Raw genomic sequence first — 16319 nt, forward strand, 5'->3', positions numbered from 1 at the left:
GGCGCCACCGATCAGGTCACTCCACGGTGCCGTCCTCACGGACATAGATCCTGGTGTCGCCGCAGATCGGCGGATCGACCGTCCCGAGCACCTCGCCAGTAGCGGTGTCGGTGACCGTGGCGCCGATCTCGACGCAGGTGTCCTCCTCGATGAATCTGCCGTCGTATCGGATGTCCGCCCCTTCGCGGGCGGGGAACTCCTGAGGCTCCGTCGATGAGCCGTCGAACGTCAGGGTGACCGGGGCCCAGCGTTCGTTCACCAAGGAGGCGCTGAGCGGCAACGGGGCGTCGTAGATGCAGCCGGACGTCGTGAGAGCGCAGGCCACGCCGAGCGCGAGAGCGGAGAAGCCTCGGCGTGCCGTTGCGGCATGAGCTGTCGTGGCACCGTCCCCTGGGCCGCCCTGCAGTCTCACGCCGGTGCCCCCGTCTCCTCCGTCACGCTCGACCGTGGCAGTCAGCGCCCCCGCGGGCAATCGACGTGGACAGCAGTCATCCGAACGGAGCACAGAGATGGCGGCTCCGTACCGAGCCACCGTCCTGCTGACTACTGTCTGGCAAGCCAGGTGCCCGAGCCGTCAGGAGGCCGCGTGACTCACGAGCGGACGGTCCACGGCGGATGCACGTTCAACAGGTGGAGGTACGCCACCTGGCCGTTGGTCTGGGCCAGGGTCGAGGAGCACGGCTTTCGCTTCGGCGCACGCATCTGGCCAGTGCTGTGGTTCGGGCTCCTCGACATCGACAGGTCGTTGGTCGATCTCTCCCGCAAGGACCGCTCAGCGCTCATCCCCTGGACGGGCGTCCGGAGGGTGGAGCTGCGTCGACCGAACGAGCTGGAGCTGGTCATGGTCGATGGCTGGAAGCTGAGGTTCGCCACAGTGGCGGTGCCCCTCCATCCGCTCGTCGCCGAGGCCCACTCCCGCCTCGTCGGCTCGTCGTAGAGCTCGCGCAACAAGCGAAGTACCCAAGTGGCCTGAGGACCCCGACGCGTCGCGTGCTCGCCGAACAGGTCACTCCACGGTGCCGTCCTCACGAACGTGGATCGTGGTGTCGCCGCAGATCGGCGGGTCAATCGTCCGAGCACCTCGCCAGTTGCCGCGTCGGTCACCGTGGCACCGACCTCTTCCGCATTGATGATCTCGCCCTCGCGCACCCAGGCCCCCGCCTGCGGTCACGCGTCCGCCGTCGTCGTGCGGACCTGCCGCGTCACCCACGCGACGACACGACCCACCACCCGCTCGTCGAGCGACTCTCGGATCTCCTTCTTGTACGCGCTCAGCGACGCGGGGCCCGGCTGCCGCCGCAGGACGTGCGACACGTCGGGCACCTCCTCGACCTCGACCGGCCCGCGCACGAGGCTCTCGATGACGGCGAGGTCCGACGCCTTGGTCTGCAGGTCCTTGCCACCTGTCACCGCGAGCACCGGCACGGCGATCCGCGCGAGGTCGACCCGCGGGTCGTACGCCATGAACTCGCGGTGCCACGCCGCGTTGAGCTTCTGCCCGCCCACGCGGACGACGGCGCCGGTGCTCGCCTTGATCTGCTGACGGTTCTTCTCCGACTTCTCGACCAGGTCGGTGCGCAGCACCGCGAGCAGCACACGCACGGCGCGCGGGAGCGTCGCCGCGACCTGCCGGGCCTGCCAGCGCAGCAGCTCCTCCCCCGGCGTCGCCGACCCGCTGAGCAGCACCACGCCCGCCAGGTCGCCGTCGTCCGCGGCCACCCGCGTCGCATGCAGCGCACCTTCCGAGTGGCCGACGACGACGACCCGCGACGCGTCGACCTCGGGCCGAGCCCGCAGGGCCGCGAGCGCCGTCCGGACGTCGTCGGTCGTGGTGTCGAAGCCTGCCTCGCGCCAGTCGCCGGGGGTCGCGCCCACGCCCCGCTTGTCGTAGCGCAGCGTGGCGACGCCGGCCGCCGTCAGCGCCTCGGCGAGCTCACGCGTGATGCCAAGCGGCATGCGCTTGTGGTTCGAGTCACGGTCCACCGGGCCCGAGCCAGGGACCACGAGGGCCGCCGCGAAGGGGCCGGTGCCCGCGGGCGTCGCGAGCGTGCCGGCGAACGTCACGCCGCCGGAGGTGAAGGTCATGTCGGTGGAGTGCACGGGGGGTCCTCGAGGTGGGGGCGCGGTCAGGCGCCGGCCGGGGTGAGGGCTGAGGCGAGCGCCGCCGGGTCGTCGACGTCGAGCAGCAGCTCGGCCCAGCGCTGCCCCTCGAGGCGGACGCGCAGGGCGGACCGGCCGGCGCGCACGGACACCAGCTGGTTGCCGCGCCCCGACCTCCACGTGCCGACCTTGCGCAGCCGCGGCAGGCCGAGGCCCGGGGCTCGCGGGCCGCGCACCGCACCGAGCCCGTCCGGCACGACGTCGGCCTCGGTCACCGCAGCGCGCGGGAAGGCCTGGTCACGCACCAGGCCGGCGACCTTCTCGCCGGTCGTGAAGGTCACACGCAGCGTGTCGGGGATGAGGGTGATCGTCGTCATGGGGCTCATCGTTCCCATACATGCGAATGGTGTCAAATGTGAGTACGGTGGAGGGGTGACCACGGAGATGAAGCCCAGCGACGTCCTCCTGCACCCCGTGCGCCTGCGGATCGCCCAGGCATTCCTGGGGGACCGTGAGCTCACCACGGCCGCGCTCCGCGACGAGCTGCCCGACGTCGCGACCGCCACCCTCTACCGGCAGGTCGCGGCCATGGTCGATGGCGGCGTGCTCGACATCGCCGCAGAGCGACGCGTGCGCGGCGCCGTCGAGCGCACCTACCGGCTCCGCACGGGCGCGGCCTACGTGGACGCCGACACCGCACGCTCCATGACCCGGGACGACCACCGGCGCGCGTTCCTCACCTACGTCGCCGGGCTGCTCGCGGACTTCGACCGCTACCTCGAGCGGGACGACGTCGACCTGGGCCGCGACCTCGTCGGGTACCAGCAGAACGCCCTGTGGCTCACCGACGCCGAGCTCACCGAGCTGATCATCGACCTCCAGGCGGCCATCCGGCCTCGCCTCGCGCACCAGCCCGACGGCGAGCGCACCCGTCGCCTCCTCGCGACGGTCCTCATGCCGGGCGACGACGCACCGAGCGCGCATCTGAGCGCTGGCGACCGCGCCGCAAGGGCATGAAGACGAACGACAGAAGGGTCGACGTGAACGCACAGCGCCTCATCCGACTGACGCAGTCCGCCGTGGCGGTCGTGACCGTTGCCGCCGTCGCGTTCCTGCTGCTGTCAGGGCACACCGGCCCGGCGGTCGGTGTCGGTGTGGCGGGAGCTGTCCTCGTCGCAGCCCTCGCCCTGGTCCAACGGCAGGCGGCCCCTTCGCGGCAGGAAGCGCTCAGCGCAGGCAGGCGTGAGCGCAACCTCGCGCTCGCCCTCAGGCTGGGACACGCCCTGACGGCGATCGGCCTCGCGTCGATCGCCGTCGGGGCCGTGCTGAGCGCCACCGGGTCCGGTGACGACACCGTGGCGCGCATCCTGCTCATGTCCGCCGGGCCCTTCGCGATCGCCGCCGGCCTCGGGGCCTACACGGGCTACACCGTGATGCGGCGCGACCTCACCCGGGACGGGCGCTCTGGCTAGGTGGGCGGTGGCCACCCCAGGGCCAGCAGGCCAGGCGCCATCTTCGACTCGGCCTCCGAGGAGGCCGAGTCTGCGGTCCTGCGCTCAGCCCGGGTACGTCGTCTCCCCCAGCTCGCCCATGAGCTCGGCGAAGCGGCCGGGCTCGTCGAGGTGCGGCGTGTGCCCGGAGTGGTCGCACATGACGAGCTCCTTCGACGGCGCCTCGAGACCCGCGAACCACTCCTCGGCGAGCACGGCACGCCCGTCGGCCTCGTACGCGCCCTGGACCAGCAGCACCGGGACCTCGAGCCTCGGCACGTCGCGCCGGAAGTCGATGCCGAGCAGCTGCGGGTACAGCACGGCGAAGGTCTCGTAGAGGCCGGCGATCGCGCGCACCTGCTCGGTGAGCGTGTACTCGGCCACGAACACGTTCGCCGGGTACGACGCACGCCAGTCGCTGTCCGGGGCCGGTGTGAAGTCGTGCCACTCGGGGTTCGAGGACAGCGCGAGCGGGTAGGCCAGGGGGTCGTCGTACGGTGGCCGGCCAATGTCGCGCAGCGTCTGCGCGAACGCCTCATCACCGGAGCTGGTCGCGTACGCGAGCGACTCGTCGTACATGATCTGGTCGGTCGCGGCCTGGCTCACCATCTGGCCCGTGCCCACGTAGGCGTGCAGCAGGTCCGGCCGCTGCTGGGCGACCAGCACGCCGAGGGTGCTCCCCCACGAGCTCCCGACCAAGTACACGCGCTCCTCGTCGAACCTCTCGCGCAGGTAGTCGATCACCTCGACGGCGTCGGCGACCACCTGGTCCACGGTCATCGTCTCGACCGGCGCGAGCTGGTCGGCGGAGCGGCCGGTGCCACGCTGGTCCCACGTGGCCACGACGAAGTCCTGCTCGAGGGGCTCGCCCGCGTACCGCATGGAGCCGACGGCGGTTCCGCCGGGCCCGCCCTCGAGGAACAGCAGCACGGGCGCCTCGACGTCGGTGCCGCGGATCACCAGCGACTGGTCGTGCCCACCCACCTCGATGGTGATCAGCTCGGCGACGCTCCCGGCCAGCGGCCCGCCGTCGGGCCCGAGGATCGCCTCGGTCGACGCGGGCCGCACCAGGGCGGCCGCGAGCACGACGACGCTCAGGGTCGCGACGGTCAGCCCGGTGCGGCGGACGACGCGCCAGGCCCGCGACCCGCCGTCGGCTCCCGCCCGACGTCGTGCCCACGCCGCGCCGAGCAGGGCCGCCACGGCCATCGGCGCGAGGATCACGAGCAGGTCGAACCCGCGGCCCGCGATCATCGCGCCCGTCGCGAAGATGCTGTCGAACCGGATCCGGTCGACGGTCGGCCCGTCGGTGCCCAGCCGCACCACCTCGAACAACAGGGCGTACACGACGGGGGCGCCCAGGGCAGCCCACCGGCTGCGGGACAGCGCGCCGGCCGCGGCGCCCACAGCGAGCGCCACCAGCAGCGCGACCACGGACTGCCCGGTGGTCATGGGCCCCCGGGGCATGACCACCCCGAGCACGACAGCGGCCGAGGCCGGGGCGAGCACCACGGGGAGCACCCGGGCGAGGAGGGGCGAGGCCGCCGTCGTCTCGCCCGGCTCCCTCGGGGGCGCGTCGGTCGTCGTGCTCGAGGCCATGGCCGCCTCCGGTTCCCGGTGCTCCGTGGTGGGCGGCTGTGCGGGCCGCGCGCTGCCTCGGGTGCAGCGACGTGCCCGGCCGTCCCACCTCCCGGCGTACTCCGCGGTGACCGCCACCTGCCAGGGCCGTTCGGCCCACAGGGGCGAGGCCGACGGGTGTGCGCATCAACGACGTCAAGCGCTTCGTCCACCCGGAGGTCGGCCACCTCGAGCTGCACTGCCAGACCCTGCTCGACCCCGAGCAGTCGCACCTGCTGCTCGTCTACACCGCCGTCCCCGGCAGCGAGAGCCACGAGAAGCCCCAGCTCCTGTCGATGGGGGCCCCGCACCCGGTGGCGACCTGAGCCACTGGACGGGTGCGGTGGACGTCGCGTGGGCACCGTGCACGTCGCGTGAACGGGCGCCGGGCGGTCCGGGCGGCTCGCTAGCGTCTGGCCCGTGCCCCATCCGGACGTCCAGCCGAGCGCGCCCGTCGGCGCACCCATCGTCGGGGGCGAACCGCCCAGGCTCCGCCGCGTGGGGCGGATGGTGGTGCTGGCCTCGTGGGTGGTCGCGGTTGCCGCGACCCTGGCGGCCTGGGTGGCGTCCGAGCACGTGGTGGTGCTGGGCGGGACGACTCCCGGCCGCCCGGCGCTCGCGCTGACGGCCTTCCTGGCGAGCCTCACCTTGGCGGTGGGGCATGGGCTGTCCCGGCACCCCGGGCCGATGCGGGATGCGGAGCGCGCCGCCGTGCGCGGCGTGGTGATCGCGATCGCCGTCCTTTCGCTGCTCGGGATCCCGATCGTCGGCTTCTACGTGTTCATGGTGGGGTTCGGGCTCTGGGTCGCTCTGGCCCAGCCGCTGCCGGTGGCCGTGATCGTGGTGGCCGTGGGGGTCAGCGCGGGAGTGCTGCAGCGAGGAGAGGTGCTGGCCCGTGAGCGGGCACGGGCGGGAGCGCCGGAGCCGGCCGCGCTCCCGCGGGTCGCCCACCCCGCCCTCCGGTGGCTCGCCTCCGCGGCGCTCTCCGCGGGGGTCATCCTGCTCACCACGCTGGCGGTTCCCGGAGCCGTCTTCGCCGCGAGTGACGACCTGCTGGTCGCGCACCATCCCGGCGGCTGCACCGCCGTCGTGCGACAGAGCCAGGTCCTGTTCGGCGGCGACGCGATCCTGTACGTCGCGTCGCCGGGATCGGTCGTCGCGAGCCGCTGGGCGACCTACCCGCTCCTGGAGACCCTCCCCTTTCCCGACGGCGACGTCGAGCTCGAGGCCGGGAACGCGCGCGTCCGGATCGCATTCGACGACGGCCGGGGCCCCGTCGACGAGGTGGTGCCATGCCGCTGAGCGCGTGCCTGTGCAGCCACGCCGGAGGGGCGCGGCTCGCTAGCGACGGACACCAAAGGCCTCGATCAGACTCCGACGACGGTCACCAACAGCGGGTCCTGCTCAAGCAGGCGGTTGATCACCGCTTGTGAGCCCCCGCCCTGCGCCAGGGCGAGCGTGTCGGCATCGACCGCGACCACCTGGAGGAAGCGAACGCGGCCGTTCGCCGTGTCGATCTCCCCCAGCTGAGGGTCCGTGGCCAGGAGGACGCCCGTCAGTGGGGTGTCGGGTCCGTCGGTGTCGGGGTAACCGGTGATGGGATGGCCGATCGTCACCTGGCTCCCCTCCTCGAGCAGGAACCGGCTGTCAGAGGACCACTTCGCCAGCCGCTGCAGCACCGTGAAGGGCCACCCCGGCGCCTGCTCTTCGGTGCCGTCGGCACGCACCCGCCACGTGAGCTCGTAGCCCCAACCGCTGCAGCCGTCGTTGTCGCCCTCGTCATCGTCGAAGAGGTTGCTCAAGCCGTACGTGACGTAGTGCCAGTGACCGTCAGCCCGGTATGCGCTGCACCCCTGGAGCGCCGAACCGAACGCGCGGCCAGGCATGTAGCCGACGTGACGCGGGGTCTGCTCGCCGCACAGCCGACGGCACTGCTCGTCGATGGCGTCCCAGCCGAGTGTCGTCGGCTCACCAGGCTCGGGGGAAGGCTCGACGGGCTCTCCGCCGTCGGGTCCACTTGCCGGCGGTGCGGTGTCCGTACGCCGGCCTCGCCACCACGCCATCGTTCGCCCCCTCACGCGCTGCGAAGTCCTTGGCGAGCCAGACTGCCACGTCGCGCCACCTCACGTGGCTACCCCGGCCCGTCACCACAGCGAGGAACGCCGGCCGGTCGCCCAGCTGCCCGACGGCGACTCCCCCCAGCGTCGAGGGCAGTGGCGGTGCGGTTGGCGGCGGCCTGAGATGGGAGGCTTCGGCCGTGAGCTTCGACGTGTACGCCCTCGCGGGGCATCTGCCAGTCTGCACCGCGTCCGTCAACATCCGGCTGTAGGCGAGGTGCCCGACGTGCACAAGGTGTCGACAGCCCGCCAGGTCTTCGCCCTCGCCGCCAGGTGGATCCTGCGGGGGTTGGCCGCCTACGTCGTGCTCGCACTGGCTCTTCTCGCCGGGGGACTCCTCGTCGGTCCTGAGCCGGACTGGGACAGGGTCGGAGGTGTGGGGAGCCTCCTGGTGGCCTATGCGTTCTGGATGGTGCTGTTCCTTCCAGTGCTCGTTGTCGTCGGCACCGTGCAGGCAGTCGTCGTCTGGGTCGCGTTCCTTCTGTCGCGGGGATCGCGCACGGTGTGCGGCGTGGCGGGCGGTGCCGGCGCGACACTCGTCTCGGCATCGGTCGCACTCGTCTCCTCAGATCCCACCGGGCTCGACCTAGCGGCGTATCTCGCCGCGAGCGTGTGCGTCGGTGCCCTTGCCGGGTGGATGGCTGCGCGGGACGCGAGGCGTCTGTCGGCGGCCAGGTCTAGCCAGCCCCCAGGTGTCACGCGGCCCGCGTCCACGTGACACCTGCGGGCGAGTCGGACGGTCTCCGGCACCCGGCGTTCGTGGGTGACCAGCAGCAGCTCAAGGCGTAGACCCAGAACCGAGTTCCACCAGGTCATCCGCGACGTCTCGTCGCGCTCCCGCACGAGCGTCCTGCTGACCACGCACGACCTGAGCGAGGCCGAGCAGCTCGCCGACCGCGTCGCGATCCTGACCGACGGCGTCATCGTCGCCTCGGGTACCCCGGCAGAGCCGGCACGCCGGTGGTGCTGCGTCGGATGGCGCGCCGCGAGTCGGGATCGAGCGTCGAGGTGCGGCGGGCGCGCCTGGCACAGCAGGTTGGTTAGGAGAGCCACGCACGAGGACTGCGTCGCGCGATCTCGGCGACGCGACCCCCCTTAGGATTTCGATCTTGGACCACGCGTAACGCGCTGACCTGCGGAAATACAAGCGGGTAGTTCGTCGGATGACCCCGTTCCGGGGTGCTCGCTGACCATGCCATGCCGGAAATCACGCAGGCGGCGGCTCGTCCGACGGGGCCTCCGACGCAAGTAGTCGTGGGTCGCCGCTTGACTCGCCCAAGCCGGCCGTCAGCACCACGCGCGCCGCGATGCGCTGGTCAGCCTCGTCCACCTGCGCGAACAGGGCCCGTGTGTAGCCAGCGGCCACCTCGAACCCGACGGCATCCACGAGGCGGCTGTGGTAACGAGTTAGGGCGTCGAGTAGTGGATCAGGGAGGCCCAACTGGGAGCTTGCATCCCTGAGCCCTTGCACGGCGTAGTGCGCATGATCAGGCCCGAACCACTCCTGAGCAAGGACTGCCTCCCCCCAGAGTGCAAGGTTCCCGCGCGCCGCCGCGGCACCGCCAGCAATCCGCCCGAGGCCAACGCCTGCGGCGGCAACCCAGCCGCGAAGGGCCGCGGGATCCGATGTCTGCACCTCACGCAGCGCCTGAAGCACGAAGCCCATCACAGACTTGAACTCGCGCCAGGGCCCAACTCTTCGAAGCGAGCTCGCTACGCCTTGAGGTTGCCAGCCATCCCGCTGGGCAGACAGAACCCAGACCTCTCGACTGAAGGGCACGTCCACGTAGTAGTTCGAGAGCAGCGTCGCTGTCTCGGCGTCGATGACCTCGCTTGACGGACCGCCCGGTCCGTTCGTGGCCCATCGCAGGAGGCCAAGAGTGCCGAAGGACCTCAGCCCGAATTGCCGCGCCACATCGCTCAACACGCGATCGTCCGTCCAGTACGGGCAACCGAGCTCGAGCGCTAGGTCGATTCCTGAGATCCATGCCCCGTTAGGAAGGGAGTTGAGTTTGCCCAAGTTCGACAGCGTGCGCCTGGGCAGTCGCCGGATACTCGTAAGCAACTGAACGACGCCCGCGCTCATCTCCGCCAGCCAGTCAGCGTCGCTTTCCGCGATGGTGGAGACGACCGGCGACCCGGTCTCCGAGTCCCAGGCAAGGGACATTGTCGACTTTTGCGCGAGGCCGTCTCGCGCCTGGAGGGCGTCGTCGAATAGGGCATCAGTAGTTGTGACGTTCGGGACAGCACCTAGGAGGTAGGCTGCCGTCGACTGACTGAGTAGTCGAAGCGTGTGCGCAACCGTTGGATCGATTACCACTGACTGCGAGCGGTCCAGCACTTCGCCCAGGTCTTCAACAAGATTATCGAGGTTCTCCGCATAGACCACTCCAGCGGCTCGCCGCAACGAGGCTTCTGTGAATGTGCGCCCCACAATAGATGCGAGGGCACCGAGGGGAAGGCGCCCGGCCTTGACCGCCTCATGCACCTTCGACAACGCACGCTCGCGCTCCTCGTCGAAGAGTTCGGCACGGACGGATTCCAGCGGGTTCTCTAGATCAACTTGGACGGCACGCAGGTACTCGCTCTCCGGAAACCTTTCTGTGAACTCCGCGATCGCACCTCGGACACCCTCCACCTCGTCGACACTCGGTCCAGCCGCCGCTCCCGGACTCGTCAGGAATGTTTGCACAAATGCGGCATATACACGCTCGTCTGCGGTCCACTTGGGCAACTCTTCTAGTAACGTCTTGAGCAGGCTCTCTGGAGCCAAGCACCGCCCACATAGGTCCACCCACACGAGCGCCTCCACAGACGTTCGGGGATCGACTGGACGGCCCGATGGCGTCAGCGCGTACCAAGCCTGCGCGAAGTCTCTTTGCATGTGGAGGCATCTCGTCAGCGCCCAACGCGCACTCGCGTCAGCCTGATCGAGGGCCACAAGCGCTCGAGCCGCATCAGCTGCTTCATGCCACCGGCCCATGTCGGAGTGGACCTCTACGAGCAGGATGTAGGCGTCACGGAGTCCCGACCACTGGGTGGCACCCGAAGCGATGGCTCTCCGCGCAGCCTCAATAGCCTCCGCCGGCCGGCCTGCCGCACGGTAGTCGTTAGCCGCCATGACCATCAGATGCGGATCCGACCATCGCTCCCCGGCGTCGCGAAGCGCCTCGGCGGCCATGTCAGGTTGGCGCACGAAGCGGTAGTGCTCGGCGAGCCGCACGGCGACTACGGGGCTCTGATGTGCACCCGCCCGCATCCGGACGACCCTGTCCTCACCATCAGCCAGCGCCGTTGCGATGGCACGAATCTCCTCGACGAGTTCGGGGTAGTCCGCCGCCAAATCGGCCAACTCGGGAGCGGTGAGGCCGTCTTCGGCCAACGCCCGGGCCGCCTGCAGTCTCTCTGAGTCGCTTCGGGCCAGCCCGATCGCCGCGGACCATGCCTCCCTCGTGCTCGTGTAGCTGGGGTCGACGACCTCGCCGCGCTCTAAGAGCGTCGCGACAACGCAGAGACGGGGAAAGTCGTCGACAACGCTCGCAAAAAGCGCCCGCGCCTCTGCTACGCGACCCGTCAGAGCAGCCGTTATCGCCGCGTGTTCAAGGATGGCCGTGTCGCCAGCTTCTGCATCCGTGGCGTCGCCCGTCGGAGCGGGCTGGGTCAGTCTCCAGGCTCCTTCCAGGTCGCCGGACAGGACCGAGGCGACAACTGCTAGCGCCGCCGGCCGGGCCGAGTCGCCGCCCCAACTTCTTCGGGAGTTTCGCGCGCGAAGTGCCAACTCGAGGGCACGACGCGCGTCTGTCATTCGATCAGCCGTGCGCCGGAGGACCCCTCGCTGGAGCAACACCTCTGCGGCCTCCAACAGGACCCCAAACACACCGCAGTCGGCCGCAACTTGCTCATACAGGCTCACCGCGACCGAGAGATTACCTCGCGCTCGCTCAAGCCGGGCCAGAAGCACTCCTTTCTCATACTGCTGTTCTGGTTGGCGAACCTCCCACGCGGAGAGATGTTTGCCAGCATCGTCGAGCCTGCCCTCGATCGCCGCGGCTATGGCGTTCGCGTAGCGGTCGCCGCCTTCGGCTGCTTCTTCGAGTAATTCCAGTGCACGTCGGCGGTCCCCAGCGGTCTCGGCGCACTGGCCGGCACGAGCCAAGTAGTATGTACGCGGCGCGCACCCCTCTTGCACGGCCCTAACAAAATGCTCGCTCGCAGCCGACGGCTCCCCATAGTTCGCGGCTGCTGTTCCGAGGATTGCGTGGACGCACGGCGGCGCCATACTCATCCACGAAGGCGGCAGCTTCGCCCATTCTCGAAGCAAGGTCCGCTTGTCCTTCGAAGCAGCGACTTCGGAGATAGCACGCTCCATGTCCGGCCAACGAGACCGAAGGGCACGAGCAGGTTCGGCGATCAGTGGGGGCAGAAGCCCTAGGTTGGCCTCGAAGGAACTCTTGGCATCGAGCCGACTGTGCAAACCCGCTTCCACCGCCGCAAGCGCCGCTCGAGTCGCTTCGCCCTCGTGCCGCGTTGTCGCCTCCACCCAGGCGGCGGTCAGCCGGGTCGCCTCAGACGGGTTCAGGTCGTGGACGTAGGCCCTCAGCACATGGGCCAGGACTATGCGGGCGCTCGCTTCCCGAACATCCGCAGCCTCGCCAGCAATCACAACCGAAAGGGACCTAGCGGCCTCCGCCAAAGCCGCCTCCGTCCTAGCCTCGATCAGGCGCGACGAGTCCTCGCGTCCAAGCCAGCGACGGATCGCCCGAGGCGTGACTCGAATGCCCTCCATACGCGACGTTCGTGCCGCGGCCCTTGCGACACGCGTTCTCCGCGTTCTCTTCCTGAGGACGTCCGAGCCGAACTCGCCCAGCAGCGCTGCAGCTTCGAGGCTGAACGACAACACCACAGCTGGCTCCACGCCCGCCCCTTTCGATCACGCCTGGCCACAAGGCTCCCACGGGTGCGCAGCATGGATCTGGCGCTTGCCGAGGTTGGTCTGCGCACTTGGGCGACGCGCGGCCCCCAGCACCGTTGGCTACGGGACTGAAGTAGGCGCACTGCCATCGGCATGCAAGAGGAGTCACGGCCCGTCATCGGCTTCCACGCCCCGAACGAGCCGGCCGCCAGCTGGCTCCCCACTCACCGTCGTCTGACGAGCCCGACCGTCAGAGGGCCGTCGGGGCACAAGGACACCCGGCCCACTCACAACCGTGACTGGCCTCACGTCAGCGAACCTGGCGCACCTCGGCGAGGTTCAGATGCTCGTCGACGAAGCGCGCGCCGTCGGGAAGGAAGCCGTTGCGCTCATAGAACCGCCGCGCACGCGGGTTGCTCTCGGCGACCCAAAGCTGAGCCGGCGTCCCCGGCGCCAAGACGGTGTCGAGCAGCGCCTGGCCGATGCCCGTCCCGTGGTGTGCCGCAAGCACGTAGAGCGAGTACAACTCGCGGTCGCGCACCGGCTGATGATCCCCAACGTGCCGTCCCGTGCCGTCCATGGCGAAGCCGACGACCTGCCCGCTCACCTCAGCCACCGTCACCCCTGCACCGCCGCCGAGCCAGCGGCGCCAGGTCTCGGTCCGCCGCTCCAGCGTGTCGGACTCCCAATGGGCTGCAGGGAGCAGCTCGGAGTACGTCTCGACCCACGACGTGTGGTGGGCGTGCGCGCAGCCAGCCGCGTCGCCGGGCGTGGCGGCACGGATGACGAAGGACTCACCGGGCACGGCTCGCATGGCGTCATCCTCCCGACGTAGCCGCCCCCACGCCAGACGTGCCCGCATATCGCCGGGCGACACGGTCCAGGCGACCACGGGGCCAGGGCGCACCCCTCGACTCGTCGGCATGTGCCACGACGGTGCGACTCGGGCGGTCTTCCCGCTCGATGCGATCGCGTTGCGCGTAGCCAGTGGGCTCAGCCATTGCGCGAACGCTGCAGGGGTAGTGCGCCGGCACTGCCGCTGCTCGGTAGTCGGCCACACAGGACGTTGGTCGCCTCGCTGGCACACCTCTTCCTGAACGCCGTCGCGGCGGCAGGTGCGCATCTTCTCCCCCGCTGCCGCACACCTGCAGGTAGCGACGGTCTCGCCAGTGGAGGTGGTGCGGGTGATGTCGATGCACAAACTGACGGCCGGAAACGGGTACGCCTACCTGACCCGGCACGTCGCCGCGGGCGACGCCGGCCTCGACGCGGGCGCCTCCCTCACCGCGTACTACGAGCAGACCGGCAACCCGGCTGGCCGCTGGTACGGCGAGGGCCTCGCTGGCCTCGGCGACGAGAAGCACCGGCTCCGATCCGGCGACATCGTGACCGAGGCGGCGATGACGGCCGTGTTCCGCGACGGGGTCGACCCGTTGATGGACGACGCGCTCGGCCGCCCCTATAGCCGGTTCGATGACGGGAAGCGGCACGCGGTCGTCGGCTTCGACCTCACCTTCACCGCCCCGAAGTCCGTCTCGGTGCTGTGGGCGCTGGCCGATGACGCAACGCGCGCGTCATCGTCTATGACGCGCACCGGGCCGCGCTGACGTCATCGCTGGAGTTCGTCGAGCAGCGCGTCATCCGCACGCGCACCGGCGAGCGAGGCCGTCATCAGGTCCGCACCCGCGGGATGGTCGCCGCGGCGTTCGACCACTGGGACACCCGGGCCGGTGACCCGAACCTGCACACCCACGTCGTCATCGCGAATAAGGTCCAGGGGCCCGACGGCGCGTGGCGCAGCGTCGACGGGCGGACCGTCCACGCAGCCGTCGTCACCGTCTCCGAGCTCTATGACGCGCTGCTGGCCGACGAACTGGCGCGGCGGTTGCCGGTGGAGTGGTCGATGCGCGACCGCGGCCCGCGGCGGAACCCTGCGTTCGATATCCACGGGATCGGCGAGGACGTGCTCGCGCACTTCTCGAGCCGGGCGGAGGTGATCCACTGCGCCGAGCAGGAGTGGCTCGCCCAGTTCGAGGCCACCCACGGCCGGGCGCCGACGCGCGTGGAGACGACTCGAGCGCGGCAGCACCTGACTCGTGCAACCCGGCCGCCGAAGACCCTCCGGCCGCTCGCGGATCTGCTGGTGGACTGGGCGAACCGTGCCCGCGCGCTGACTGGGCTCGAGCCGCATGACCTCGCTGCCCGGGCGCTGGCCGGCGCCTACGGCCGACCGCTGCACGCGCACGACGTCGGCCCGGAGGTCCGCGCGGCGATGGTTGCTCAGGTCATCGATGACGTGTCGACGCGGCGGTCTGTGTGGACGACGTGGAACCTCGGCGCCGCCGCCGTTCGCTCCTCCAAGCTGCTGCGGATGGCGTCGCCCGAGGAGCGGCGTGCCCTGCTCAGCGCGATCACCACCGAGGCCACCGTGGCGTGCGTGCACCTGGACGACAACCGGGACCCGGCCACCCGCAGGGTCGGCGAGTCGCTGTACACCTCGACCGAGCTGCTCGGCGCGGAGAAGCAGCTGATCGACGCCGCAGAGACCACCGGCGCACCGCACCGACCAGCGGAGATGCTCGGCGCCATCCGGCTGCGCACCGAGCACCACCTCGGCGCCCTCGCCCCGGACCAGCGCGCCGCCGCGGAGGCCATCATCACCTACGGCCGGCTGCTCGACGTGCTCGTCGGGCCGGCGGGGTCGGGCAAGACCACAACCCTTGCCGCGCTGACCTCGTTCTGGCAGCACGGGATCGGGTCGGTCGTCGGGCTCGCGCCGTCGGCCACGGCAGCTCGGGCGCTCGCTGAGTCGCTGGGGATCCCGTGCGAGACGACGGCCAAGTGGCTGCACGAGTCCACGGGCGACGGCGGCACGGCCCGCGCACTCCGGTACGCCGACGCCATCGCCCGCATGGAGACGCGGGACTACCGCGAGATGCGTGCGGCTAACGAGGAGCAGTGGCGGCTCCGCGCCGAGCAGGACCAGTGGCGGTTCTCGCCTGGCCAGCTCGTCGTCGTCGACGAGGCGTCCCTGGCCGACACCCGCACGCTCGCGGCCATCGTCGGGCAGGCAAGGGCGGCCGCGGCGAAGGTGCTAATCGTCGGGGACCACCTGCAACGCGGGTCGGTCGGCGCCGGCGGCGCGTTCGGCATGCTCGCCCGCCGCGGAGCCACCACCGAGCTCACCAGCCTCTGGCGGTTCACCCACCCGTGGGAGGCGCGGGCCAGCCTCGAGCTGCGCCTCGCTCACCCGGCAGCGCTGGACGCCTACGAGGCGCACGGCGCGATCGCCTCCGGCGGGCACGACGCGATGCTCGACACCGCCATCGAGGCGGTCACCACCGCCAGCGAGCAAGGCCGGGTCGCGGTGCTCCAGGCTGTCGACAACCGGACCGTCCGCGAGCTCAACGCCCGCATCGGCGCCGACCGCATCGCCACCGGCGACGTCGCACCCGCGCGGGTGAGCCTGCACGACGGGCTGACGGCCGGCGTCGGCGACCGGATCGTCACCCGCCGCAACCACCGGCGCCTGACCACCGCCGACGGGTTCGTGCGCAATGGCGCCCTCTGGGACGTGACCGCCGTCCTGCCGGACGGATCCCTCCGCGCCCGCCCCGCCAGCCGGCCCGACGCGGCCACCGTCCGCCTCCCGGCCGAGTACGTCGCCGAGCACGTCGAGCTCGGCTACGCCACCACGAACGCCCGCACCCAGGGCATGACCGTCGACGAGACCCACACCATCGCAACCCCCGGCATTGGCCGCGAGGACCTGTACGTCGCGATGAGCCGCGGCCGCCATGCCAACCGTGCGTACGTCGTCGTCGACCAAGGCGACCCGGAGTGCCTGCCCGGCCAGGCGCCGTCGTCGGGCCGCGGGGTGCTCGAGCAGATTCTGGCCACCAGTCACGCGGAGCCCAGCGCCACCGAGACCTGGGACACCTACCACCCCGGCCATGCCGCGCCGACCGTGCCGCCCGCGCGTTCACAGCAGCCCTGGAGTGTCGTGCCTCCACAGCCTGCACCGCACTACTTGACCGCCGCGCCGCCGTCGTCCGCCGATGGACCTGTGCTCGGCCGCTGACC

The 16319-nt window shown here is 70.8% G+C and carries 14 protein-coding genes and 1 pseudogene; 8 read left to right on the forward strand and 7 right to left on the reverse strand.

Going from position 1 to position 16319, the window contains the following annotated elements; all coding sequences use genetic code 11:
• Positions 1-16 precede the first annotated feature (16 nt).
• Positions 17-412 carry a hypothetical protein gene (locus GXB85_RS05900; protein ID WP_161916718.1) on the reverse strand — a complete coding sequence of 132 codons (396 nt, stop codon included), beginning with the start codon at positions 410-412 and terminating at the stop codon, positions 17-19.
• Positions 413-586: 174 nt separating this feature from the next.
• On the opposite strand from GXB85_RS05900, the gene GXB85_RS05905 reads away from it, so the two are divergent.
• On the forward strand, positions 587-937 hold the full coding sequence (locus tag GXB85_RS05905; RefSeq protein ID WP_161916719.1) for a hypothetical protein: 351 nt from the start codon (positions 587-589) through the stop codon (positions 935-937).
• A 230-nt stretch (positions 938-1167) separates the two neighbouring features.
• Here GXB85_RS05905 and GXB85_RS05910 read toward each other — a convergent pair whose 3' ends face one another.
• On the reverse strand, positions 1168-2100 hold the full coding sequence (locus GXB85_RS05910) for an alpha/beta hydrolase family protein (RefSeq protein ID WP_370524029.1): 933 nt from the start codon (positions 2098-2100) through the stop codon (positions 1168-1170).
• Between the two features lie 26 nt (positions 2101-2126).
• Positions 2127-2477 (reverse strand): hypothetical protein, encoded by a 351-nt coding sequence (locus tag GXB85_RS05915; RefSeq protein WP_161916720.1) that lies wholly within the window; start codon positions 2475-2477, stop codon positions 2127-2129.
• Between the two features lie 55 nt (positions 2478-2532).
• Between GXB85_RS05915 and GXB85_RS05920 the strand changes: the two genes are divergently transcribed.
• Positions 2533-3117: a helix-turn-helix domain-containing protein gene (locus GXB85_RS05920; protein WP_370524030.1), complete on the forward strand. Its 585-nt coding sequence runs from the start codon at positions 2533-2535 to the stop codon at positions 3115-3117.
• A gap of 23 nt (positions 3118-3140) precedes the next feature.
• Complete coding sequence (locus tag GXB85_RS05925; RefSeq protein WP_161916721.1) at positions 3141-3572, forward strand: hypothetical protein; 432 nt, start codon at positions 3141-3143, stop codon at positions 3570-3572.
• Between the two features lie 84 nt (positions 3573-3656).
• Here the strand turns inward: GXB85_RS05925 and GXB85_RS05930 are convergent, their stop codons facing one another.
• Positions 3657-5189 (reverse strand): alpha/beta fold hydrolase, encoded by a 1533-nt coding sequence (locus GXB85_RS05930; protein WP_161916722.1) that lies wholly within the window; start codon positions 5187-5189, stop codon positions 3657-3659.
• A gap of 155 nt (positions 5190-5344) precedes the next feature.
• Here GXB85_RS05930 and GXB85_RS05935 point away from each other — a divergent pair.
• A pseudogene (locus GXB85_RS05935) lies at positions 5345-5533 on the forward strand (transcriptional regulator); the annotation flags it as partial.
• A gap of 94 nt (positions 5534-5627) precedes the next feature.
• The gene (locus GXB85_RS05940; protein WP_161916723.1) at positions 5628-6509 is read left to right on the forward strand and encodes a hypothetical protein; all 882 of its coding nucleotides are present in this window, start codon (positions 5628-5630) and stop codon (positions 6507-6509) included.
• A gap of 65 nt (positions 6510-6574) precedes the next feature.
• Here GXB85_RS05940 and GXB85_RS05945 read toward each other — a convergent pair whose 3' ends face one another.
• Complete coding sequence (locus tag GXB85_RS05945; protein ID WP_161916724.1) at positions 6575-7093, reverse strand: suppressor of fused domain protein; 519 nt, start codon at positions 7091-7093, stop codon at positions 6575-6577.
• Between the two features lie 457 nt (positions 7094-7550).
• Between GXB85_RS05945 and GXB85_RS05950 the strand changes: the two genes are divergently transcribed.
• Positions 7551-8042, forward strand: coding sequence for a hypothetical protein (locus tag GXB85_RS05950; protein ID WP_161916725.1), 492 nt, complete (start codon positions 7551-7553; stop codon positions 8040-8042).
• A gap of 489 nt (positions 8043-8531) precedes the next feature.
• On the opposite strand, the gene GXB85_RS05960 is transcribed toward GXB85_RS05950, so the two are convergent.
• A complete protein-coding gene (locus GXB85_RS05960) occupies positions 8532-12239 on the reverse strand; it encodes a hypothetical protein (RefSeq protein ID WP_161916726.1) in 3708 nt (1235 codons plus the stop codon).
• Positions 12240-12546: 307 nt separating this feature from the next.
• The gene (locus tag GXB85_RS05965; RefSeq protein WP_161916727.1) at positions 12547-13050 is read right to left on the reverse strand and encodes a GNAT family N-acetyltransferase; all 504 of its coding nucleotides are present in this window, start codon (positions 13048-13050) and stop codon (positions 12547-12549) included.
• 301 nt (positions 13051-13351) lie between these two features.
• On the opposite strand from GXB85_RS05965, the gene GXB85_RS18545 reads away from it, so the two are divergent.
• On the forward strand, positions 13352-13843 hold the full coding sequence (locus GXB85_RS18545; RefSeq protein WP_370524031.1) for a relaxase domain-containing protein: 492 nt from the start codon (positions 13352-13354) through the stop codon (positions 13841-13843).
• Between the two features lie 8 nt (positions 13844-13851).
• A complete protein-coding gene (mobF, locus tag GXB85_RS18550) occupies positions 13852-16317 on the forward strand; it encodes a MobF family relaxase (protein ID WP_255465777.1) in 2466 nt (821 codons plus the stop codon).
• Positions 16318-16319 lie beyond the last annotated feature (2 nt).

It is taken from the genome of Cellulomonas sp. APG4 (genome assembly GCF_009996735.1).
Lineage (GTDB): Bacteria > Actinomycetota > Actinomycetes > Actinomycetales > Cellulomonadaceae > Actinotalea.